This window comes from Longibacter salinarum, assembly GCF_002554795.1.
GTDB lineage: Bacteria > Bacteroidota > Rhodothermia > Rhodothermales > Salinibacteraceae > Longibacter > Longibacter salinarum.
Map to the genome: position 1 here is coordinate 97,715 of NZ_PDEQ01000005.1, position 22,925 is coordinate 120,639.

18 protein-coding genes are annotated in these 22,925 nt (G+C 60.6%); 12 read left to right on the forward strand and 6 right to left on the reverse strand.

The genetic code is table 11. The features are described 5' to 3' along the window. Nucleotides 1-23 precede the first annotated feature (23 nt). The 4 genes from CRI94_RS10550 to CRI94_RS10565 form a co-directional block, all read right to left on the reverse strand. Complete coding sequence (locus CRI94_RS10550; protein WP_179862256.1) at nt 24-470, reverse strand: VanZ family protein; 447 nt, start codon at nt 468-470, stop codon at nt 24-26. A gap of 141 nt (nt 471-611) precedes the next feature. Beyond that, a complete protein-coding gene (locus CRI94_RS10555) occupies nt 612-2,237 on the reverse strand; it encodes an NAD(P)H-hydrate dehydratase (protein ID WP_098075678.1) in 1,626 nt (541 codons plus the stop codon). A gap of 41 nt (nt 2,238-2,278) precedes the next feature. Further along, entirely contained in the window at nt 2,279-4,192 is a 1,914-nt protein-coding gene (locus tag CRI94_RS10560) for an Ig-like domain-containing protein (protein ID WP_179862257.1), read from the reverse strand. Between the two features lie 582 nt (nt 4,193-4,774). Next, nucleotides 4,775-6,079, reverse strand: coding sequence for a Glu/Leu/Phe/Val family dehydrogenase (locus CRI94_RS10565; protein WP_098075680.1), 1,305 nt, complete (start codon nt 6,077-6,079; stop codon nt 4,775-4,777). Between the two features lie 379 nt (nt 6,080-6,458). Between CRI94_RS10565 and CRI94_RS10570 the strand changes: the two genes are divergently transcribed. The 9 genes from CRI94_RS10570 to CRI94_RS10610 all read left to right on the forward strand — a co-directional run bounded on the left by CRI94_RS10570 (nt 6,459) and on the right by CRI94_RS10610 (nt 17,681). Then, the gene (locus CRI94_RS10570) at nt 6,459-7,298 is read left to right on the forward strand and encodes a TrmH family RNA methyltransferase (protein WP_098075681.1); all 840 of its coding nucleotides are present in this window, start codon (nt 6,459-6,461) and stop codon (nt 7,296-7,298) included. A gap of 624 nt (nt 7,299-7,922) precedes the next feature. Continuing rightward, on the forward strand, nt 7,923-9,146 hold the full coding sequence (locus tag CRI94_RS10575; RefSeq protein ID WP_098075682.1) for an alanine dehydrogenase: 1,224 nt from the start codon (nt 7,923-7,925) through the stop codon (nt 9,144-9,146). Nucleotides 9,147-9,396: 250 nt separating this feature from the next. Then, on the forward strand, nt 9,397-9,774 hold the full coding sequence (locus CRI94_RS10580; protein WP_098075683.1) for a DUF4260 domain-containing protein: 378 nt from the start codon (nt 9,397-9,399) through the stop codon (nt 9,772-9,774). Between the two features lie 360 nt (nt 9,775-10,134). After that, nucleotides 10,135-11,544 (forward strand): sodium-dependent transporter, encoded by a 1,410-nt coding sequence (locus CRI94_RS10585; protein WP_098075684.1) that lies wholly within the window; start codon nt 10,135-10,137, stop codon nt 11,542-11,544. 40 nt (nt 11,545-11,584) lie between these two features. Next, entirely contained in the window at nt 11,585-12,022 is a 438-nt protein-coding gene (locus CRI94_RS10590) for a YfiM family lipoprotein (protein ID WP_098075685.1), read from the forward strand. A 280-nt stretch (nt 12,023-12,302) separates the two neighbouring features. Then, nucleotides 12,303-13,817, forward strand: coding sequence for an amidophosphoribosyltransferase (gene purF, locus CRI94_RS10595; protein WP_098075686.1), 1,515 nt, complete (start codon nt 12,303-12,305; stop codon nt 13,815-13,817). A gap of 353 nt (nt 13,818-14,170) precedes the next feature. Beyond that, entirely contained in the window at nt 14,171-15,622 is a 1,452-nt protein-coding gene (locus CRI94_RS10600) for an OmpA family protein (RefSeq protein WP_098075687.1), read from the forward strand. A gap of 158 nt (nt 15,623-15,780) precedes the next feature. Beyond that, the gene (locus CRI94_RS10605; RefSeq protein WP_098075688.1) at nt 15,781-16,749 is read left to right on the forward strand and encodes a hypothetical protein; all 969 of its coding nucleotides are present in this window, start codon (nt 15,781-15,783) and stop codon (nt 16,747-16,749) included. A gap of 71 nt (nt 16,750-16,820) precedes the next feature. Then, nucleotides 16,821-17,681: a Fic family protein gene (locus CRI94_RS10610; RefSeq protein ID WP_143815366.1), complete on the forward strand. Its 861-nt coding sequence runs from the start codon at nt 16,821-16,823 to the stop codon at nt 17,679-17,681. Nucleotides 17,682-17,754: 73 nt separating this feature from the next. On the opposite strand, the gene recG is transcribed toward CRI94_RS10610, so the two are convergent. Together recG and CRI94_RS10620 are read right to left on the reverse strand one after the other, a co-directional pair. Continuing rightward, a complete protein-coding gene (recG, locus tag CRI94_RS10615; RefSeq protein ID WP_098075690.1) occupies nt 17,755-19,857 on the reverse strand; it encodes an ATP-dependent DNA helicase RecG in 2,103 nt (700 codons plus the stop codon). Between the two features lie 271 nt (nt 19,858-20,128). Continuing rightward, nucleotides 20,129-20,533: a RidA family protein gene (locus tag CRI94_RS10620; RefSeq protein WP_098075691.1), complete on the reverse strand. Its 405-nt coding sequence runs from the start codon at nt 20,531-20,533 to the stop codon at nt 20,129-20,131. Between the two features lie 308 nt (nt 20,534-20,841). On the opposite strand from CRI94_RS10620, the gene mnmA reads away from it, so the two are divergent. The 3 genes from mnmA (at nt 20,842) to CRI94_RS10635 (ending at nt 22,922) form a co-directional block, all read left to right on the forward strand. Continuing rightward, a complete protein-coding gene (gene mnmA / locus CRI94_RS10625; protein ID WP_098075692.1) occupies nt 20,842-22,017 on the forward strand; it encodes a tRNA 2-thiouridine(34) synthase MnmA in 1,176 nt (391 codons plus the stop codon). 42 nt (nt 22,018-22,059) lie between these two features. Continuing rightward, the gene (locus CRI94_RS10630) at nt 22,060-22,419 is read left to right on the forward strand and encodes a hypothetical protein (protein WP_098075693.1); all 360 of its coding nucleotides are present in this window, start codon (nt 22,060-22,062) and stop codon (nt 22,417-22,419) included. A 254-nt stretch (nt 22,420-22,673) separates the two neighbouring features. After that, entirely contained in the window at nt 22,674-22,922 is a 249-nt protein-coding gene (locus CRI94_RS10635) for a hypothetical protein (protein ID WP_098075694.1), read from the forward strand. Nucleotides 22,923-22,925: the final 3 nt, after the last annotated feature.

The following is a 22,925-nucleotide window of genomic DNA, read 5'->3' on the forward strand; positions in this document are numbered from 1 at the left end:
AGGTGTTCGTAACAATATCTGCCTCAGCCCTCTCTGGCAGCCGGTTCTTCGTTGGATTCGACCGTGCGCGAGCGGTATAGAAGGTAAGTGCCGAGGCCAAGGACCAGGCCGACGACATCTGCGAGAGCATCGTACGGATCGGCAGATCGCTTGAACGGAATGATCAGCTGGTAAAACTCACTCCCAACTGCGAACAAAAGTCCTCCAAGAAAGAGATTGCGTACCCGTCGCCACGGAATGGTCCACGGCACGCGTGGCTCGTCCGGCCTCAGGGCACGCATCCAAAAGATCGCGAGTCCGCCAAACAGGATGACATGTGCAAATTTATCCAGCGTCAACGATGGATCGACCTTCGGTAAACCGGGCGCCGGGATCGTCAGCGCGACAATAATGCCCGCCGTCCACAGCGCCGCCAGAATGAGGTAATGACGGGTGTCGAGAGATCGAAGGAGGCGAGAAAGCCAGTTCATGCGGTTGCGCTTCATCAGAAGAAAAATAGGGCAGACACCGTGTCAACGGGCTTGTCTACATCGTTGATACCGGACCGGCATCTCGTCCGCTATCACGTTAGACGGAGTGACAGAGCCACCGAGGTCCGTCTAGAGGTTACGTCACCTGCTCGCCTTCGATGTGCCGCAGATTTCGTACGCCGCTTTCGCCACCTCGTCGAGCACATCCGTGGCTTGCATCGTGCGGGCATCCGAGTGGGTGGCGTACCGGTCGGCGGCCGCGCCCCCGAGGTGCATTCCGGCGGCAGCGGCGTGAATCGGCTGGAGTCCCTGCGCGAGGAAGCCGGCGCAGAGCCCCGCCAGCACGTCTCCCGTTCCCGCGACGGCAAGCGACGGCCCGCCGGCGCCCCCGACGAAGGTCGTCCCGTCCGGCGAAGCGACTACGCTCGGGTGCCCTTTCAGCAGCAACACGACATTCCATCGCTTCGCGTACGCCTGAGCGACTCCGATTCGGTCGGAAAAGTCCACGTCTTCTCCCGCCAGCCGCTTGAACTCGCCGGCATGGGGCGTGAGAATCCATCGGCCGTTCGGCTCCAGATTACCGTCCTCCGCCCCGAGGACGCCGGCAATCGCATTCAGGCCGTCGGCATCGATCACCGCGGGAAGGTCTGTTTCAGAAAGGAAATCGCAAATCGAAGACTGCGTCATCGATTTGCGACCGAGTCCGGGTCCGACGAGAAGAGCGCGTGCCTTGTCAAGACGATCCGATAGCGTGTCGTGAATGTCTGGAGCCAGCCCGTCCTCCCACTCCGGCAGCGCAAGCGTCGGGATGGAGGTCATTTTCTGCGCGAGCGTCGACTCGATCGACTCCGGGCAAGCACACGCGACGTACCCTGACCCGGCACGGGCAGCGGCACGAGACGCCATGACCGGCGCTCCGATGTATCCAGGAGCCCCGCCGACGACGACCGTCATGCCAACCGAATATTTGTGGGCGTCGTTGGCTCGTTCCGGCCACCACCGGCAGAGATCCTCGTCCGATGTCCGAAACGCGCAGCCGGCATCACGGGACACGCGACTGAGTATGTACCGCGGCATCCCGATGTCGACGATGTCGATCTCGCCCGCATATTGTGCTCCATCTCCGACGACCAGCCCGGCCTTCATCGACGCCATCGTTGCCGTTTGATCGGCCCGAACGCAGACGCCGAGCGCTGCGCCCGTGTCGCTGTGCAAACCGGTGGGTATATCAAGCGCTGTAACTTTCTCCTCCTGCCCATTCAGCCACTCGACCATACCGCGCAATGGCTCGCGCACCTCGCTCGTCAGCCCCGTTCCGAGCATCGCGTCGACGTACAGGCTAGGTTGGACCGCAGCCGCCTGCGCCTCCAGAGCCTCGACACGATCGCAGGTTGAGAGTGTCAGGTTGTCGGCGGCGCTGCCGGGGGAGTTAGCGAGCGACTGTAGCAGTTCGAGATTGTGCGCCGGATCGTCGCGCAGATCCTCAGGCGGTGCGGTGCACGCGACGTGGACCCGTGCTCCGCGCTCGGCGAGATGACGCGCCACCACGAGGCCGTCACCCCCGTTATTCCCTTTCCCGCAGATGATGAACGCACGAATCGTTTCGGCCGGGCCGTAGCGACGGAGGATGGCCGATGTGGCCCCACGTCCCGCCGTTTCCATCAGCGTAAAGCCAGGCAGGCCGAAGTCCTCGATCGTGGTTCGGTCAGCCTTACGCATGGCATCAGCCGTGAGGAGCACATCGCGCGGCAAGCATCGGTCGGGCATCGTGGAAATGCGGGTCAGGTGAGATAAGCGGACGCCGAGTCCTATGGCGATTCGGCAAGGTTCTCGATGCGGATCGGCCGGGCGAGGACAGGGATCCGGAGTGGCGCCGGCAGAACAGTTGTCCAACGAGGACGACTTTCGGTGGGTTGTTCGGTCCACGTAACGGGCTCCGCCGGTTTGTACGGAAGAAGGCGCCCGGGATCCCATCGGCCGTTGCCGTTTCTATCGAGGAAGGCACGGAAGCGGTAGCTCCCCTCCGGGAGCATATCGAAGACGAATGTTGTGTCGGCTCCTACGACTTCCGTTCGCCTATCCACTGGAATGGAGCTTGATGTGGCGTACAGCTCGACAATCACGGAACCCGCAAGTCGGCTGCTGTCGACCGGCTGGTAGCGAATACGAAGTTTGGGCTCTTCGCTCGGTGGTTGTCGGAGTGAATCCGTCTGGGTGGTGTCCGCTTGGACGGAATCCGCAACGGTTGTGTCCACCTGCACGGTGTCCACCCGAGCCGAATCTGCGGCAGCGTCCGTCGCCCCAGCTAGCGAGTCTGCCGCTGTCGTGTCCGCCGGCGGTGCGTCGGATGTGTCCACGGTGATGGCCTGCCCTTCGAGTTCGCCGAGCACCTTCGACGTGACGCGCCGAAAGCGCCGCGTGTAGGTGGTATCCGCTCCGGCAAATGGGCCATCGTCCACGGCAACCTCCAGCGTCGTGCCTGGTGAGAGCGGTGGCTCAAACGTGAATCGGTAGTCCGTGCCGTCGGCGGTCGTCGCTGTAAGCGTTCGCGGTTGGCCGAGCGTGTCGCGGGCCGCGATGGCCGTTCCGAAGCGCGAGCTACCGACCGGTTGGTTGAACTGGACGCCGGGTTGATCCGGCGGCAGAAGCGGCACGGCCCCGGTCGAGTCCGGGGTCGCGTCAGCTGGCAGGAACTCGAGAAATCGGGTTGTGACCGTATCCGCCAGCGTAGTCGCCGCAAACCCGACGGTGGTATCCGGGAGCGCGGTACCGAGGGTGTCCTTGATCACACTGTCGGCAATCGACAACCGGTGGCGCCCTTCCTCCATCGCAGCCGTCATGAGAAGGTTGACTTCGGTAGACGGGATATCGCGTGCGTAAACCGACTCAATCGACTGTTCTTGATCGCGCAGAGAATCGATCAGCGGATAATCGGACGGGTCCAGCGATGGTTGAACGGGCTCACTGAAGCGAAGCGTGAGTCGCCGGTTGGATCGCGGTTGCACACGCTGGAGCTCCGGGGCGATGGTGTCGAGGCGCGCGACGATCCAGGGCACGCGCACCGGGTCTGCACCGACATCGCCCGGAAGAACCGGTCGGGGCGGCGTACCGAACGGCTCCAGCACATCTGGTCGACGATTTCGGTTGTTATCCTTGATCGCGATGACGTAGTACGGCTGCTCGCGAAGGTACTCCAGTGTAAACGAGCCATCGTCGCCGGTCTGCGTACGATAGTCCGGTCGGTCTGGTAGAGAATCCGGCGGCGTACCGTCCGGCGCGGCGTAGGCGTAGATGTCCATCTGCGCCTGTGGCTTCCCCTCGCCCGGCTCGACCACACGTCCGGCGATGCTCCCCCGGTTGATCCGCGGCCCCGTCGAGAAGGCGATCGTGATCGGTTCGTTCAATGCGACGCTGCGCGTATCCGTGAGCTCGGTATCCAGCGTGACGATGTACGTCGTGCTGTCGCGGAGCTCTGAAGGAAACGTGATCTCCACGGCGCGGCCGTCCCAGTCGTATTCGAGCGCCCGATCGAAGGCCGGCGTCACGCTGATCGACCGAATGAGCGTCGAACGCTCGACGTATTCCGAAAAGGCAATGCGGATCGACCGCGTACTTACATTGACGGCGTCTCGGGCGGGCGACGATGACATCACGCGGGGCGGCGTCTCGTCGCGTGGACCGCCACTGGGCGCCTGCGGATTGGCGCAACGGATGAGGAGCATACCCCCGAGACAGAGGACGGCGAGAGCACGTGGAACAGATCGAGACAGCAAGAGGCCGGGGAGCGGTGGGATAAGCATTCGAATCGAGGCAACGTTGCTCTGTAGGCGCCGGACCCCGTTTGGTTTCGGTTCGGGATGTCGGATTGGGGATTCAGGATTCAGGATTGAGAATTGGGGATTGGGGATTGAGCATTTAGAATTAGCGATTGGGCATTGAGGATTGGGGACTGCCGATTAGGGATCGAGCACTGGAAGATACCACTCGCGATCGGTGCTGACTTTCCCGAACGGAATCCGTCCCATAAACAACCTACCATCCACCACAGACCGTTCGGTCGTTAAGGTGTTCGAACGTTGAACGATGGGACCGTGCACAGACGCATGCGGAGAATCGCGCTTAGCATTTCGCATTTCGCTTTTCGAAGTTCGAGCTTCGCAGTTCGCAGTCCAAACTTCGCACTTCGCCTTCGATTGCGCATTTCTGGACACTCTCCATGCTACAGAAAAAGCGGTCCCCCTGGCGTTGGAAGACCGCTTCTCTTCATGCGATGTGCTGCTTCTGGTCGGGTAGGTGATCGAGGATCAGGCGTAGATTCCGCGCAGGCGGAGGGCTTCCGACACTTTGCCCACGGCCATGACGTACGCTGCGATGCGAAGCGAGACGCCGTGCTCCTGTGAGGTCTCGTACACCCGATTGAACGCCGTCGTCATCATCTGCTCAAGACGCTCTTCTACGTCTTCTCGCGTCCAGAAGTACCCCTGACGGTCCTGAACCCACTCGAAGTACGAAACCGTGACGCCGCCGGCATTGGCGAGGATGTCCGGGATAACGATCACGCCGTTCTCGTTCAGAATATCGTCCGCCTCCGGCATCGTCGGGCCGTTGGCGCCCTCCACGATGATCTTCGCCTTGATGTTCTCGGCGATATCGGCATCGATCTGGTCTTCCTTCGCTGCTGGAACGAGGATGTCGCAGTTGCACGTGAGCAGTTCTTCGTTCGAGATCTTGTCAGCCTTCGCGTACCCATCCAGCGTGCCGCCATTCGCCTTGACGAACTCTCGCATCTCCGCGATGTCCAGCCCGCTCGCATTGTAGTATCCGCCGGTCACGTCGCTGACGGCGACGACGGTGCATCCCTGCTCCTGCAGAAGCTGCGCAGCGATCGATCCCACGTTTCCGAAGCCCTGAACCGCGACGGTCGTATTGGCCGGAGCGATGTTCTCCTGCTCCATCGCAGCGAGCGACACCGTCATGACGCCGCGTCCCGTGGCTTCGACGCGTCCCTGCGAACCACCAAGACCGATCGGCTTGCCCGTCACAACTGCATTCTCCGTGCGGCGGGCGTGCATCGAGTACGTGTCGAGAATCCACGCCATGATCTGCTCATTCGTGTTCATGTCCGGCGCCGGGATGTCGCGGTCCGGCCCAAACACGTCGATCATGTTTGCCGTGTAGCGGCGCGTCAATCGCTCCAACTCGCCGGGACTCATGTCCGACGGGTCACAGACGACACCGCCTTTCGCGCCACCGAAGGGTACGTCAACCACGGCGCACTTCCAGGTCATCCATGCGGCCAGCGCCTTCACCTCGTTGAGGTTCACGTCCGGCGCGTAGCGAATGCCACCTTTGCTGGGGCCGAGGACATCGTTGTGAATCACCCGGTAGCCCTCGAACACCTTGATCTGTCCACTGTCCATCACGACAGGAATCGACGTGATGTGGACGCGGGCGGGACGGTACAGGTATTCGTAGAAGCCCGGGTTGAGCTCCAGAATCTCGGCAGCGATGTCAAACCGCTCCATCATGGCCTGGAACGGATTGTCGCGATCAATGGGGGCCGGCTCGCGATAAACGGAGCGGTCGTAAACGTCAAACTTGAATGGCATGAGAGACTCGAATCAAGCGTGTGGCAAGCGAAGAGACGTGCCGGGCTGGAACCGCTTCCAGCCAGACTCTTCCGCCCGGTAATGTGCAAGCCGAAGAAGGCAACACGTCGTGTGGTAAGGTGCGGATTGGACCGGAGAAAATCGAACCTCGCGTGCTGGAACCGCGACGAAGCGGAACCGACATGTTATGAGCGGTTGACGTTGCTGAAAAAGCGGAGATCGATCCGGTGCAAATAGGCTCGCTGAACGTTTGTTGTGTCTGCGGGTTGCCGAATACGATCTGGCCGCCGGTGCCTCGCGCCTCGTTCCCGCGAATCTTCATGAGATGGTGCCGTGCCGACGCCCTCTCTTCTGACTTCTCACCTGACCCTCCGCATCTGTGACCGACCTTCACACCTGTCCCCTCTCCAATCGTCGTCGTAAGGACATCGCGTCGCTCCACCGACGAAAATACCGGCGGCGTCATGGGCAGACCGTCGTCGAGGGGCTCCGTGCCGTCGAGTCGGCGCTCGTGGCGGGGGCTCCGGTCATCGACGTTGTGTTGACGACGGAGGCAGCGCAAGATCGCGCGGTGCGTGACGTACTAGCCAACGCCGGCTACGCAACAGGCTACGACAATCCGTCAGCATCCGGCGTTACCGTGTGGACCGCCGAATCCGAGGCGATGCGGGAGCTATCGGGTGTCGAGTCGCCGCAGGGAATTCTCGCCGTCGTCGAGCGCCGATATGAGGACGTGGCCTCGCTCATCGCGAACCTATCGGAAGGCGGCACGTTGCTCGCGCTCGACGGCATCCAGGATCCGGGGAACGTCGGCACGATCATTCGCACCGCCGCGTGGTTTGGCGTCAGCGCGATCGTCGCCGGCCCCGGCACGGCCGGACTCTACGGCCCGAAGGTGATGCGCGCCGGTATGGGCGGACACTGGGACCTGTCGCTCGCCCGCACCGACGCGCTCGGCCCGGCACTGGACGACTGCCGGTCGGCGGGCTACCCGATCTATGGCGCCGACCTCTATGGCACCAGTGCCTCCGACTGGAAGCCACAGCAACCCTCCGTGCTCGTGCTCGGTAGCGAGGCGCACGGCCTCAGCGCAGCCGTCCTTGATCGCCTCACCGAGCCCGTCGCCATCCCCGGTGCTCCCGACCGCAGCGGCGCGGAATCGCTGAACGTCGCCGTCGCTTCCGGTATCCTCGTCTATGAATGGGTTGGTGAGGGGTGAGGTTTGGAGTACGGGGGATGAGGGAAAGGGAGAATGGGAGAAAGGGGGAATGGGAGAAAGGGGGAATGCGTTGAGACGTTATAACGTTGTGCGTTTGGACGTTGGGAATTAGCCAAGAGCTTCGGGCGATGCGATGTCAGCATGCACTCAGTACGGATGTCATATCCGAACAATGGCGAAACGCCTGGGAATCCGACTCCCCGACCCTCAAACTCTCATACCTGTTTGGTCGATGAACTGCGAGGACGTAAGAGCCGGGGGGGCACGTCTCAGCTAGGACCGAAGGTCATCGGTTGGCTCGGACGCAGTAGGCACGGTAAGCGCAATCCACGACATCTCAGCATTTTGAACGTCGCAAGGACCGACCGCTCGGAGGTCCGTACCCTTGACTGTCCGCCCAAAAGGCTCTCATACTCTCACACCCTCACACTTCCACACCTTTCATACTTTAACACCTCCGAACGTCCACACTTCCACACGTTCAGACAGCCGTCCCGGGGGCGTGTGCAAAAGCGCGGATTGTATCGTATACTTTTTCACTGTGCTGACTTCGTTTTCGACCGTGTCCGGTGTAAGTTTCTGCACCCGGGCCACAGATGCCTGTCGCAATCCCATTTGTGCCTTATGGAAATTCCGTCTCTTCAGGGCTTTACTCGTGAGAAAGGCGGTCTGATGACCATGGAGAAGCCGCTGAAAAAGGGCGAGCAGCATGAAGCCCTTCGGATCGGTGTCCCTCGCGAGGTAGCCAACGAAGAACGGCGGGTCGCGATTGCCCCAACCGGCGTCATCGCACTCGTCGCCAACGGTCACGACGTCTACGTCGAAGAGGGAGCCGGCAAACAGGCTCACTTCCGAGACGACGAGTATGCAGAAGCCGGCGCTAAACTCGTCGACGACCCCGGCGACCTCTATGCGCAGTGCGACCTCATCGCGAAGGTCGGTCCCCCGGACGGGGACGAGCTGGACTACCTGAAGGAGCGGCAGATTCTTATTTCTGCGCTCAACCTCGGCGGCACGACCGCCGAGTTTCTTCATCACCTGATGCGACTGAAGATTTCCGGCATCGGGTTCGAGTTCATCCGGGACCCGGACGGAACCCTACCGCTCGTCCGGATGATGCACGAAATCACCGGGTCGATGGCCATCCAGATCGCAGGTCGTTATCTGGAGAGCAACGAGGGCGGCAAGGGCGTCATGCTCGGCGGCATCTCAGGCGTCCCTCCCGCAACGGTCGTCATCCTCGGTGCCGGGGTCGTGGGTGAATGGGCTGCGCGCACCGCACTCGGCTACGGTGCCCACGTCATCGTTCTCGACACAGAGCTCGGCGCGCTCCGATCACTGGAGCACTACCTCGACCGCCGCATCACAACGGCCATGGCGAGCGAGCAGTACATCGCCCAGGCCGTCCGCTCCGCCGATGTCGTCATCGGCGCCATGATGTCCGACGGACAGCGTTCGCCCGTCCTCGTCACCGAAGACATGGTCGCCGACATGGCCCCCGGCGGCGTGATCGTCGACGCGGTGATGGACCAGGGCGGCTGCATCGAGACATCGCGCCCGACCAGCCACTCCGACCCCGTCTACCGGGAAAGCGATGTCGTTCACTATTGCGTCCCGAACATGCCGTCGAATGTTGCGCGCACGGCAAGCTACGCACTAACCAATGTGCTCGTCCCGTACCTCGTCCGCATCGGCGAGTGCGGCTCGATCAACGAAGCTCTCTGGCACGACGAAGGCCTGCGCAGCGGCACCTACGTCTACCGCCAGCACCTCACCAAGAAGAGCCTCGCGACGATGTTCGGCATGAACTACCGCGACATCGAGCTTTTGATTGCCTCTGGGATTTAGCGAAAAAACGTTGTGACGTTGGTTCGTTCGTGCGTTGTCGCGTTCGTTATTCCTGTAGAGCGGCTCATGGCACTCGTATGGTTTCTCTTTCTTCACCCATCATGATGCAAGCCGGGAGCGCCTCTAAAGCTCAGAATCGAATTTTAAGCTCGAGGGCACATCTCCAGCCTTTCAGATAGAACTGTCAGGACAGAGCTCGTCTTCCAAACGCCCAACGCATTAACGTTCAACGCCCCAACGCACAACGCCCATGAACGAAAACACGCTGCTTCGCCTCGAAGGGCTGGCCGTTGCGCTGGTGGCGGTTGGAATTTATTCTCAGTACGGCGCGTCGTGGTGGGTCTTTGCGATTGTCTTTTTGCTGCCGGATCTCGGCATGCTCGGCTACCTAGCATCTCCGCGCGTTGGGACCTGGACGTACAACCTCGTCCATACCTACGTGACGCCGCTGATCTTTGCCGGAGGCGCCTTCGCCTTCCGCGCCACCGCAGCCGAGTATGCGTCACTCATCGGGTCCATCACGCTCATCTGGATCGCGCACATCGGGACCGACCGCGCGCTGGGCTTCGGCCTGAAGCGGGCGTCCGGGTTCAAGGAAACCCATCTCGGCCGGATCGGGAAGGGTTGAGGCAGGGAGGTGTGGAAGGATGAAGGTTTGGAGGTATGGATGTGTTGGTGTGCAGTGGCGTCTGCGATCATGAGCGGCGAGGCGATTTGAACGTTTTTTCTCGCAACATCGGCCGGTCTGGCGGGGGCGTTACATTGCGATAACGGCACCGGCCCATTATCTTCGATTTCGCATCACAATAAGACGGCTTCGCTGCTTGTACGGAAGTTTCGTCCAACTATTGATGCCTGATGCCGCGCGGTGCATCGTGGGGTCTTCAACCGAAGTCCCGAGGTGAAACGTGCTGGCGTCTTTTGTTTGGGCCCTGCCCGACCCTTCCTGTCCCTGCCCGTTTCGGTCTCGACCCGACCTCCTCAAATTATGGCAACACCCACCGCAGAACGCGAACAGTGGGGCTCCCGCATCGGATTTGTCCTCGCCGCTGCCGGCTCCGCAATCGGTCTGGGAAATATCTGGCGCTTCCCTTTTAAGACCGGTGAAAATGGCGGCGCGGCCTTCGTCATCCTGTACCTGGCCTGTATCCTCTTCATCTGCCTGCCATATCTGTTCGCTGAGCTTTCGCTCGGTCGCAACAGCCAGAAGAATCCGGTGGGCGCGATCAAAGCCATTAAGGAGAAGGGGCCGTGGTCCCTCGTCGGCGGGCTCTGCGTGCTGACGGGCGTCTTCATTCTTAGCTACTACGGGGTGATCGCTGGCTGGGCCTTCGGTTACATCTTCAAAGACATCGTCGCCCCGGCGGTGGATGCCAGCCAGTACTTCTCGAACTTCATCGCGAACCCAATCGCGGTGATTCCGCTGCTCGGTCTGTTCATGCTGCTCACGATCGGCGTGGTCGTCGGTGGTGTGGAGCAAGGCATCGAGCGCTGGGCGAAGGTGCTGATGCCCGTCTTGCTCGTTCTGATGCTCGTCGTCATCTTCCGCTCGGTTACGCTTCCGGGCGCCGGTGCCGGTCTTGACTTCTACCTGAACCCGGACTTCTCGAAGATCGACGGCGGTGTTATCGTCGAGGCCCTCGGTCAGGCGTTCTTTTCACTCAGTCTCGGTATGGGCGCCATGATCACGTACGGCTCCTACCTTCCGAAGCGGGAGAATCTGCTTGTCTCCGGTGGGTACGTCGCGCTCTTCGATACCGCAATTGCTCTCATGGCGGGCCTGATGATCTTTCCGGCCGTATTTGCGATGGGCGCTACCCCGAACGAAGGCCCCGCGCTCATCTTCGTCGTGCTGCCGCAGGTGTTCGAGGCCATGCCGCTCGGGAGCTTCATCGGCGCCGTGTTCTTCATCCTTCTGTCGATTGCCGCCCTGACATCGACCGTCTCGCTGCTGGAGGTGGTGGTCTCGTATTTTGTGGACGACACCTCCTTCACCCGAAAGAAGGCCGCCTGGCTCGTCGGTGGATTCACGTTCGCCTTCGGTGTACCGTCCGCCCTCGCGAATGGCGCAGTCGGCTGGCTCACAGACATGTCGTGGCTCGTGAGTAACGACATCGTCGGTCAAAACCCCAGCTTCCTTGACATTATGGACTTCATCTGGGGCAACATGTCCCTCGGCATGGGCGCCCTGCTCCTGAGCATCTTCGTCGGCTGGGTATGGGGAAGCGAAAATGCCATTGAAGAACTCCAACAGGGCTCGGGCGACACCTTCAAAGGAGCGATCACGAAGTCGTGGAGCATCTTCCTGAAGTACATCTGCCCGATCTTTATCCTGGTGATCCTGGCTAACATCGTTGGAATCAACCTCATCGAATGGGTAATCAACCTGTTCAGTTGATCCGTCGCCCTTCGCTCTAACTGGCTTGCGCACCGGTTTTATGGCTCGCCGTAGAACGCTCGCTGTTTGTGCCGTCGTCCTTCTGATCGTGGCTCTCGCCCCGGTGGGGACGACGGCGCAGCAGCTGGGCCGTAGGGCCCCGGTCGCATCGGTTGCTGCTACGCCAACGGGCGGCAGCGATGTATTTCGCCGTGTCGCGCCTTCTGCACCTCAGCGAGACGACTGGGTGGCAATGGATAAGGCGAAGCACGTTAGCGGCAGCCTCCTGCTCACGCTGTCGACTCAGTACATCCTCGTCGTCAAGGCTGGTTGGACGGAGCCGGACGCACTGCCCGTCTCCGTCACATCGGCGGCCGTGATTGGCATATCAAAAGAGCTGTCCGATCGATACGCGAGTCCAACCGGGTTCTTCAGCGCGAAGGATCTGGTCGCTGATACTCTGGGGATTGCGCTTGGCGTCATCGTGATCCTGCTGTAGCACCACGCTTTTCCTGGCGGACGTGACGCCCATGAGAATATCGTTTTGCTAGTGATGTCGCGGCTACGTTTTGCGGCTCATGCTCGTCGAGCCGAGTGGCTGGATGTAAAGAAAACCAATTGCGTTAATGAACCGGAGACGGTGGATCATTCCCGTTTCAGCTTTGGTTCCTACTTTGGTCTGTGTCCCCGACCGATTGCGATGCTGAACGCCTGGGACTCGTCCCGGCCCCTCTTCGTCGTGGTCTCTCGCCCCCGTCTGGAGCTACTCCTCCCGCCTCATGAGCGATTATAAGGTCAAAGAAGAGTGCGGCATTTTCGGCGCATTCAACGACCCCGCCGCCGCCCGCCACACCTACTACGGCTTGCACGCACTTCAGCACCGTGGCCAGGAGTCGTCGGGCATCGTGTCGAGCACCTTCGACGAGCAGATGCAGCAGCCGGTGATGCCGTCGTACAAGGACTTCGGTCTTGTCCTTGACGTGTTCGACGACCCGGCGATCTTCGAAACCCAGTTGCTCGGAAACGCAGCGATCGGCCACAACCGGTATTCGACCAGTGGAGCCTCCACGAATCGGTCGAACATCCAGCCGTTCGTTGTACACCACCGGAACGGCAACCTCGGCCTCGCCCACAACGGCAACCTGAGCAACGCCCGGAAGCTGCGGGATCGATTCCGGGACAAAGGGACCCTGTTCCAGACGACGAGCGACTCCGAGCTCATCCTCCACCTCACGAGCCAGAGCGATGAGGAGACGCACTTCGAGCAAATCCGCGATGCGCTGTCGCAGATCGAGGGCGCCTATTCCCTGGTTCTACTAACCGACGATCACCTGATCGCCGTCCGCGACGCCAATGGATTCCGCCCCCTCGCCCTCGGCCGACTCGGGGATCCCGACCAAGAGGGAGGCGCCGCATACTTCGTCGCGAGCGAAACGTGCGCGTTCGACATGATCGGCGCGGAGTACATTCGCGACATTGAGCCTGGAGAAATCCTCGTGATCGACCGCGAAGGATGCGCCAACGGAGGCGACTTTGACAGTTACCAGATCCCGTCGAAGCACGGCGTCAGCCAGTGCGTCTTCGAATACGTCTACTTCTCGCGCCCGGACTCCAAGATTTTCGGGGAGATGGTCGACAAGGTGCGTCGGCGCATCGGCGAAGAGCTCGCCCGCGAAGCGCCGGTGCCCGAGGTCTCGGAGGACGAGAAGACGCCCATCGTGATCCCGGTCCCCGACTCGGCCAACACGTCTACGCTCGGCTACGCCATGGAGTGCCAGAAGATGGGACTTCGGTGTCGCTTCGAGCTCGGACTTATCCGGAATCACTATGTCGGACGTACGTTCATCGCGCCCGGGCAGGATCGGCGCGAGATGAAGGTGCGCTGTAAGTTCAACACGGTCGAAGGCCTTCTGCGCGACCGCACGGTCATCGTCATGGACGACTCGATTGTTCGTGGTACGACGGCACGGTACCTGGTGAACATGCTGCGTGAGTCCGGAGCGAAGAGCGTTCACTTCCGCGTGTCTTCCCCACGCGTCATCAGTCCCTGTTTCTATGGGATGGACTTTCCAAACAAGAGCGAACTGCTGGCAAACCAGTTCGAGGACGCGGATGAAATCGGAGAGTGGCTGGGCGTCGACTCGCTTGCATATCTCTCCGTAGACGGGCTCATGAAAGCTGTTCATGGCGCAAACAAGCAGGACCACGGCTACTGCAACGCCTGCTTCACGGCGAACTACCCGGTTCCCGTCGACATGTCGACGACCAAGGAAGAAAACGAGTGGCAGGTATAAAAAGAGCGGGGAAATGAGAGCCGGTTCCTTGGAAACGGACGGTTTCTGACCACGTCCTGCTCGATCGAAGAAGACGGAGCGTTCGACGCCACATTTTCTCACGCGTCGATTCACACAATCGGTGTCCGGTTGGTGCACGTTAGAACGCTAGTCTATTTGAGGCATATCAACGCCAGATCTTGAGATCCATGTGCACAGCACGTTCATGCGCACGGATATACCATATTGGTTGTAGTTCATTTCCCTCTGGTTTAATCTTTTGAATGGATACCGCGTCTTTCGCGAGCGCTGAAGCACAGCGCCTCTGAAACGTGTCATCCACTCGCCCCTCATCCTTCCCGACTCTCCCGACTATGCCTGTACTGTTACGCCGAACCGCATTCTTTCTCCTTTTATTGCTTGTGCCGGCTACTGCCGTATCTGGCCAGAATATCGATGAGGAAGTCGCGTCGCTGAACACACGAATGGAGACGGCGCGCTCCAACAATCTGAATCTCATCGCTCCAAAAGCCTTTCTCGAAGCGCGCGAATATCTCAATGAGGCGCGGGAAATGCTCCGTGATGGCGACAAGATCGCCGATATTCGCGAGGCGGTGCAGAAGGGTCAGCGAAACCTGAATGAGGCCGAACAGCTCGAAGACATCGGTAATGTCATTCTTGAGGACGCCATTGCTGCCCGCTCGGACGCCCTCGCGGCTCGCGCTCCGGAGTTCGCAAAGGAGCAATGGATGGAAGCACAGGAAGTGATGCAAGAAGCCGGGCGCGAGATCGAGAAAGGAGACCAAAACGACGCGCGCGACAAAGCTCGCGAGTCGACGCAGATGTATCGACGGGCGGAGCTTACCGCTATTCGCGCCGATGTCCTCGGTCGAGCTCGTCAGGCCCGATCGCAGGCCCAGGCGGTCGAAGCCTCCGAATGGGCGACCAAGACCTACAACGACGCCCAGTCGAAGCTGCGAGAAGCCGAGCAGCGTCTCAAGGGGGATCGGTACGACCGGTCTAGCGCCCGAACGGTCGCCGAGCAAGCCACGGACCAGTACGTTCACGCCCGCGACATCAGCCGGCAGGCGCAGCGCGTCGATGAGGATGTCGAAGTTCGCTTTGAACAGGAGCGACTCGAAATGGAGAGTGCAATGGAGCCGGTGCTCGAGGCGCTGAACCTCGATGTGACGTTCTCCGAAGGGTTTGCCCCCGTCGCCGAGCAGATGGACGCAGCGATTCAGAGCGTCTACGCGGACCGCGAAAACCTTCAGAGCAGCCTCGCCGACCGTCAGCGCGAGATTCGCCGTCTGCGCGCGAAGGTGGATTCGATGGACGCGCGTCTCGCTGAACTGGAAGAGCGCGAGCAGGAAGTCAGCGCTGAACTGCGACAGCGTCGAGAACGCGAGCGCACCCTTGAGCGGGCCCGAGGCATCTTCGGAGACCAGGAAGCGGAAGTCCTCCTCCGTGGAGATGAACTCATCGTCCGAATGAACGGGCTTTCGTTCCCCGTCGGCTCCTCCGAGATTCGACCGGCAAACTTTGGCCTGCTGACGAAGCTGCAGCAGGTACTCCGCGAATTCCCCGACGCCCCCGTCACCGTGGCCGGGCACACGGATGCGCGTGGTAACGACGCGTCCAACCAGCAACTGAGCGAGCAGCGCGCCATGGCCGTGCAGGAATACCTCTTGGCCAACATGAGCGTGCTGAAACCGACGCAGATTAAGGCGGTCGGATATGGAGAATCACGTCCGCTCGCGACGAATGAGACTGAGAAAGGTCGAGCACAGAACCGTCGCATCGACGTGACGATCTCGCTGCCATAGCAGCCTTTGTGCTCCAGCGACGGAGCCTTTACATTTGAGTTTCCGCCGGCGCGGGTCACGAGAACGACACATCATTCTCGGGCCCGCGCCTTGCGTTTGGGCATGGGGCTTCCTTCGTTTTCAACTCCATCCCCTGCAGCGCCGACAGTGGCTCAGCCATGCCCGACGCCTATTTTATTCCATTCCTGGTTATTGCCAGCATCGGTCTTCTCATTGTGCTGGGCACGACCGTGGCCGTCCTGTACGCGGGGAGACGCCTGTCTGGCCCGAGTGAGGGTGTCGAAGCAGATGCGCGCATACTGCAGGTGGAAGAGGCGACCTCTCCGGTCAACGAGGCAAGTATGGGGGTCGATCTGGAACTCGAGTGGCTCAATGGGCCACACGCTGGCTCTACGTCTCGCCCGATCGTGTACATGAGCCAGGCCGAAGCCGAACAGCTCGAAGCACTGGATCAAGCGACGTTTTTCGTCGATGCGAAGAACGCCAACAGCGTGCGGTTCTCTTCCCCCGAAGAAGCGCTGCCCGAGCAAGAGAAGCTCAAGCGTCAGTCGATCGACTGGCTCAACCTCTCGGATGACGATAAAGCCGAGAGGGTAGCATCATTCTTCGAACATTGGTCACAGCACCTGGAAAACCCACGGCGCGGCACCGACGGAACGGACCCAACGCTGCGCGGCCAACTCGACGGAGCAGATGTCACGGTCACCGGTCAGCAGACCCTCGGCACCATGTCTGTCATGGTCACGCCCCCCACGCCGCTGAGGCACCTTCCACACAACCTGCTCCTCCAGGTCAGCCACGACCGCGAACAGAATCAGGAAGCCTGGCAGAGCGGGTTGAGAAAAACCGACGCCGTCGGCCAAGCTCGGCGCTATCTCGACACCAACGTCTACCAGACCTTTCTACCGGAAGAGGAGACGGACGCCATCCGGCGATTCGAACAGATCCCGCGCGATCTGCGACAGCAGCTCATCGACGTTTTGGAAACGTCCAAGAGTCGGGCACACCTCCGTTCTGATCATCTTTTTCTGCACACGTCGGCGCGTATCCTGAGCGAACCAGATCCGGACAACGACATCAAACGAATTGTGAGGCTGATCCGCTCGTTGCTTGAGCGCATGAAGTGACCGACGGAGACATCCAGACGTCCTGCCGCCTCATTGCCACCTACAGGTTTATCCAGTCGACCCCAATCGCCATGTCCGACCAACGCTCCGGCCGCGCCCGCCGCGTGACCATGCCCTGCCAGTGGTACGAGGTTTTCATCCCTGCGCCACTTCCTCCCGACCCGCCGTTATCGTTTTCGGCCAACGACGTGCAGGCGATGGAGGAAGCAAAGGAATCTCTTGACCATTTGGCAATCAGCCTCGAAACCACTCCGGAGGTGCATTCTCCCCTTCGCCTGGAGGAAGCCGCGGCCTCGTGCCGGTTGGACGGGCTAGAGGTGTCCACCGAGGAGCTTGCGGCAACGATCGGCGAGGACGACGTGAGCGACGATATGCGAGAGGCGGCCGGATATGTAGACGCGCTCCAGTATATCGAAGAGCAGATCCGAGACGGGTACCCGGTCACCCTCCGGATGCTTCGCGACGTTCATGCTCGACTGCTTCCGAGCGAGCGAGGTCGGGGCAAGCTCCCGGGCTCGTTCCGTCGGCAACAAACGTGGGTTGGCGGAGCGTCGCCGGTCGAGGCCGAATTTGTGCCTCCAGCGCCGGACGACATCATGGACGTGATGGGACCGCTCGAGCGTTTCCTGAACGATCAGCCTGTGGAAACGACACCTCTTGTGAAGGCGGCGCTGGGATCGGCGCAGCTGCACATGACACAGCCGTTTCTGACTGCGAACGGTCGAATGTCCCGCCTGGTCGTAATTATGGTTTTACTCGCCAGCGACCTTCTCTCCACGGCAGCTCTTCCACTCAGTCGGACGATTGAGGACCACCGTGAAGAACATGACGAAGCGCTCCGGGCGGTCCGCACCGAAGGCGCCTGGGAGGACTGGGTCCGGCACCTGACTCGCATGATATCGGAAGCGGCCGAGCGGGCAATGAAGTCATAACGAGCGACGCCGTGCCATATCACACCTCTATGTCGTCTCCTTCGCCCTTCGCACTCCGCTTTTCGCCCTCGGATCACCCCACCCGGGCGAAAGAATCCTGGCGTGGGCGGTACTCCGCGTCGTATCGGTCTCGGATGCGGCTGTGCTCCGGTGCATCGAGCTCGGGGTCGCGTTCGACGAGTTCCTGCGCGCCCTCCCGCGCCTCCTCGATCAGATCCTCGTCTTCCGTGATGTCGGCGATCTTCAGGTCCGGCAGACCGCTCTGGCGCGTGCCGAAGAAGTCGCCGGCGCCGCGGATCTGCAGGTCGCGCTCGCTGATCTCGAAGCCGTCGTTCGTATCGACCATCGCCTGCAGACGCTCCTTCGCCTCGGCCGACCGCTTGTAGCCGGCCATGAGGATGCAATAGCTCTGAATGTCGCTTCGCCCGACGCGTCCGCGGAGCTGGTGCAGCTGGCTGAGACCAAATCGCTCGGCGTGCTCAATGATCATGAGCGTCGCGTTGGCGACATCCACGCCCACCTCGATCACCGTCGTAGACACGAGCAGGTCGATCTCTCCGTTCTTGAACCGGCGCATCGTGGCGTCCTTCTCGTCGGACTTCATCTGACCGTGGACGAGCCCGACAGTGTGATTTGAAAACTGCTTCTGCAGCTTCTCGTAGCCGCTGACGGCGTCCTTCAGGTCGACCTTTTCACTCTCCTCTACGAGCGGATAGACGACGTACGCCTGCTGCCCCTTCTCCAGCTGGTCCTGGACGAAGGCGTAGACCTCGCCGCGCCGCTTCTCGGCGCGAAGCACCGTTTTCACCGGCTTGCGCCCGGCCGGCATCTCGTCCATGATCGACACATCGAGATCGCCGTAGAGCGTCATCGCAAGGGAGCGCGGGATGGGCGTTGCCGTCATCAGCAGCATGTGCGGACGGTCGCCCTTGTCGAAGATGGTCGCCCGCTGCGCCACACCGAACCGGTGCTGCTCGTCAACGATGGCAAGACCGAGCCGGTCGAACTGCACCTCCTCCTGGATGAGCGCGTGCGTACCCACGGCCACGGGCGCATCTGCGGAGCGAACGGCCCGAAGCGCCTCTTCTCGCTCGCTCTTGGACTGGCTCCCGATCAGAAGGCGCGGCTCGATACCAAGCGGGTTCAGATACTTGCGCAGGTTGGTGTAGTGCTGCTCCGCGAGGATCTCCGTCGGTGCCATAAACGCGCTCTGATAGCCGCTGTCGAGCGCATGCATCATGGCCGCGACGGCAACGACGGTCTTTCCGCTTCCCACGTCGCCCTGGACCAGCCGGTTCATCTGTGTGCCGGTCTGCGTGTCGGCAATCACGTCTTTGAGCGCCCGCTTCTGCGCTCCGGTCAACTCGAAGGGCAAAACCTCGCGGACGAACTGGCGCGTGTAGTCGCCCGGCTCGTCGAACATCGGCCCCGCGATCTCGCTACGGGACTGGCGCATGTCCGCCAGAAGTAGCTGGATGTAGAAGAGCTCCTCAAACTTCAGGCGAGTGCGGGCGCGGGATAGCTCTGACTGCGACTTCGGGAAGTGAATGGCCCGGAGCGCGACTCGCCCCTCCATGAGTTCAAACCGGTCCGTCATCCAGTCCGGTAGCGGTTCCTCGAGCTTCAGACCGTGCTCCTTGAACAGGTTGTACACCACGCGGCGGATGCTGCGGCTGTTGAGACCGACCTTGTCCATCGCCTCGCTGCCCGGGTACAGCGCCACGATCCGGCCGGTGTCGAGCAGAGCGCTCTCACCCTCCAATTTGTCGTAGTCCGGGTGCGTCATCGAAAACCACCGGCCGTACTTCTGCACTTTGCCGTGGAACGCGACGCGTTCACCCACCTCGAAGACCTTCGGAATAAACCAGATGCCCTGAAACCAGGTGCATTTCATCTTTGCGCCTCGCTCCCCTTCAAGGATGAGTTCGAAGCGCTTGGACCGCTTGCCCGGAACGATATCCTTGGCGCGGACCGTCCCCACGACCGTGACAGGGTCGCTGCTTTCACGGAGTTGCCCGACGGGCGTAATGGTCGAGCGATCGAGGTAGCGACGCGGATAGAAATGAAGGAGGTCGCGGACCGTCCGAACCCCAAACTGATCGTCCCAAACCTCCGCCCGACGCTCCCCCACGCCTTTCAGATAGCGGACCGATTCCTGGAGAAAGTCGTCGCTCATGATCCCTCGGCGGCAGCCTGATCGAATCCCGGATTCATGTCCGACATACCGACAGCGGCGATATCCGGACGATCAGGTACACACAGGATACACAGTCTGCGTTCCGAGAGGATTGGTTCCTCGTGAATGGTAGATCGCGGATCGGATTTACTCCCTCCAAAGGAGTCACAATCACCGAGCTACGGAAAAACCCTGACCGTACAGGTCAACTACACTGCGCGACCGGCAGCGCAAACCAACTCTGAACTTTGAACTCTGTACTTTGAACTATTTACCGTACAGCGATACAGCTGACTTCCACGCGTGCGTTGCGCGGAAGGGCGGCGACCTGCACGGCCTGACGAGCCGGCGGGGTCTCGTTGAAGTACCGAGCGTAGACTTCGTTGACCTGCGCGTAGTCGTTCACGTCGGTCAGGAAAACCTCACACCGGACGACGTTCTCGAAGTCCATACTGGCTGCATGGAGGACGGCACCCAGGTTCTCGAGAACACGCTCGGTCTCCTCCTCTACGGAGCCCGAAATCATGCTACCGGTTTCCGGATCGATGGCGATCTGACCGGACACATACAGTGTGTTATCCACCAGAATTCCCTGGCTGTACGGACCGATCGCGGCCGGGGCGAGCGGCGTTTTCACAGTCGTACGAGACGTACGCGTTGAAGACGAACTGGACATAAAGAAGCGGGGGATCGGCACCTGAGAACTGACAGCTTACAACATCTACTTCGCCCCGGCACAGTACAAGCGAATATTGAGGAAAGACACCCCGTCCCCTGTGAGTTATCTGGGAAGAGAAGGACAATACGGGTACAGAAAAGACAGTAAGCGCCTTCACCGGGCAGTGACGTCCCCCCGGACGTTGAATCTGACAGCCCCTCGCGGTGCCCTCCAGCGTCTCAAACCCGGAACGTCTAGTCATACGACGCCGTTTTCATTCTCTGCACGCGGGAAAACCGCATTTTATAGAACGATCTGGAAGATTCATGAGCAGCAAGGGACGCGTACTGGTCGCGATGAGTGGCGGCGTGGACTCGTCGGTGACGGCGGTTCTCCTGGCCGAGCAGGGCTACGATGTGGTCGGGATTACCATGAAGACATGGGACTACTCGACCAGTGGGGGGCGAAGTGACAAGGAAGTCGGCTGCTGCACGCTGGAGTCGATGAATGATGCTCGCGCAATTGCGCTGAAGCACGACTTCACGCATTTCATCGTCGACATCCGGGAAGAGTTCGGCGACTGGGTCATCAACCGGTTCACGAACGACTATCTCGCCGGCCGGACACCGAACCCATGCGTTCTGTGCAACACGCATATCAAGTGGGCCGCCCTTCTCCGACGCGCCGACGATCTCGACTGCGAGTACATCGCGACAGGGCACTATGCTCGCGTTCGTCACGATGAAGAGTCGGGGCGCTACCTCCTCCAGCGAGGGAAAGACAGAAATAAAGACCAGAGTTACGCGCTCTGGGGCCTTCCGCAGGAGCACCTGTCCCGCTCGATCTTCCCACTGGGCGAATACACGAAGCCCGAGATTCGCCAGATGGCATCCGATTTCGGTCTCGACCGCGTGGCCCAGAAGCCCGACTCGTACGAAATCTGCTTTATCCCCGATAACGACTACGGTCGGTTTCTGAAAGATCGGGTGGACGGCCTGGAGGAAGAGGTAAGCGGAGGTGACTTCGTCCTGAAGGATGGAACGGTCGTTGGCCAACACGAGGGGTATCCGTTTTACACCATCGGGCAACGCCGTGGGCTTGACCTCGCACTCGGCCACCGCGTGTACGTGACGCACATCAACCCCGACACGAATACGATCACCGTCGGGCCGAAGGAAGACCTGATGCAGCAAACGCTGACGGCGCGTGAGATCAACCTGGTCAAGAAGCCATCGATTGACGAAGAGCAGCCAGCCTGGGGCTCCATCCGATATAATGATGATGGTGCCGGATGCCTGGTGTGGCAACCGGATGATGATACCCTCAAAGTGGCGTTCGCTGAACCGCGGCGCGCTATTACCGCCGGGCAGTCGGTCGTGTTGTACGAGGGCGATGATGTTCTTGGCGGGGGGTGGATCCACGAGGTCGGCTCGGACCCCGATGCGACGGAGCGCGTCCCGCAGGTCGATGTCCTGGAATCCGATGTCGGCATCCTGAGCTAACGTTTCCCTTCTCGCTTTCCTTTACGTCCCTGCCTTTCGCCCATGCGATGTGCTCTGACTCTACTTCTTGGACTGGTCCTCGCGTTCGGCACGGCTGGCTGCTTGACCAGTGACTCCACGCCGGCGAACCCACCGTCCGCTTCGCAGGATACGTCACAACACTCTGACAACACCGTGACCGGCACAGGCACCATCTCATTCGTGGATCTCGAAGGCGGCTTTTACGCCATTACATCCGACGACGGCGTGAAATACGACCCAACCGGCAGCCTCGAAGAGGATTTCCAGCAGGAAGGATTGCGCGTCCGATTTACCGTCCGCCCGAAGGAAGATGTCATGACGACACGTATGTGGGGGACGCCCGTCGAAGTGGAAGAGATCGAGCGCATCGAAGACGAGTAGCGTTGCTGCGCATTTCTACTGTTCGCTACGCATAATCCAGCTTGACCGTGTGCGGGCAGAGACGTCAGAATTCTCGGATAGACGCTTCCGAGATCTCCGCACGGTAATCCGTCCGTTTGTGCTTTAGACTGCAAGACAGTACGACACTGCCGGATCGGTCTCCACAGTTGGGGCTGGCGGACGCTCCTCGTCCGATCTCCTGCTTGGGACGGGGCCGTTCTTTGTCTTCCGCTTCCACTCAAATCCCGGAGACCATGTTGAAAGGCAAAGGTACGATTTCATTCGTCGACCAGAAAGGCGGATTCTTTGCAATTCACGCCGATAGCGGTGCACAATACAACCCTGGCGGGCTGCACGAGAAGTTTCACAAAGAGGGACTTCGTGTCCGATTTGCGGTCACGCCGAAAGAAGGTTCTATGGTCGAAGAGCAGTGGGGCACGCCGGTCGAGGTCCACGAGATCGAAATGCTGGACGAAGAGTCTACCCCTGACATGAGGCAGTAGGCA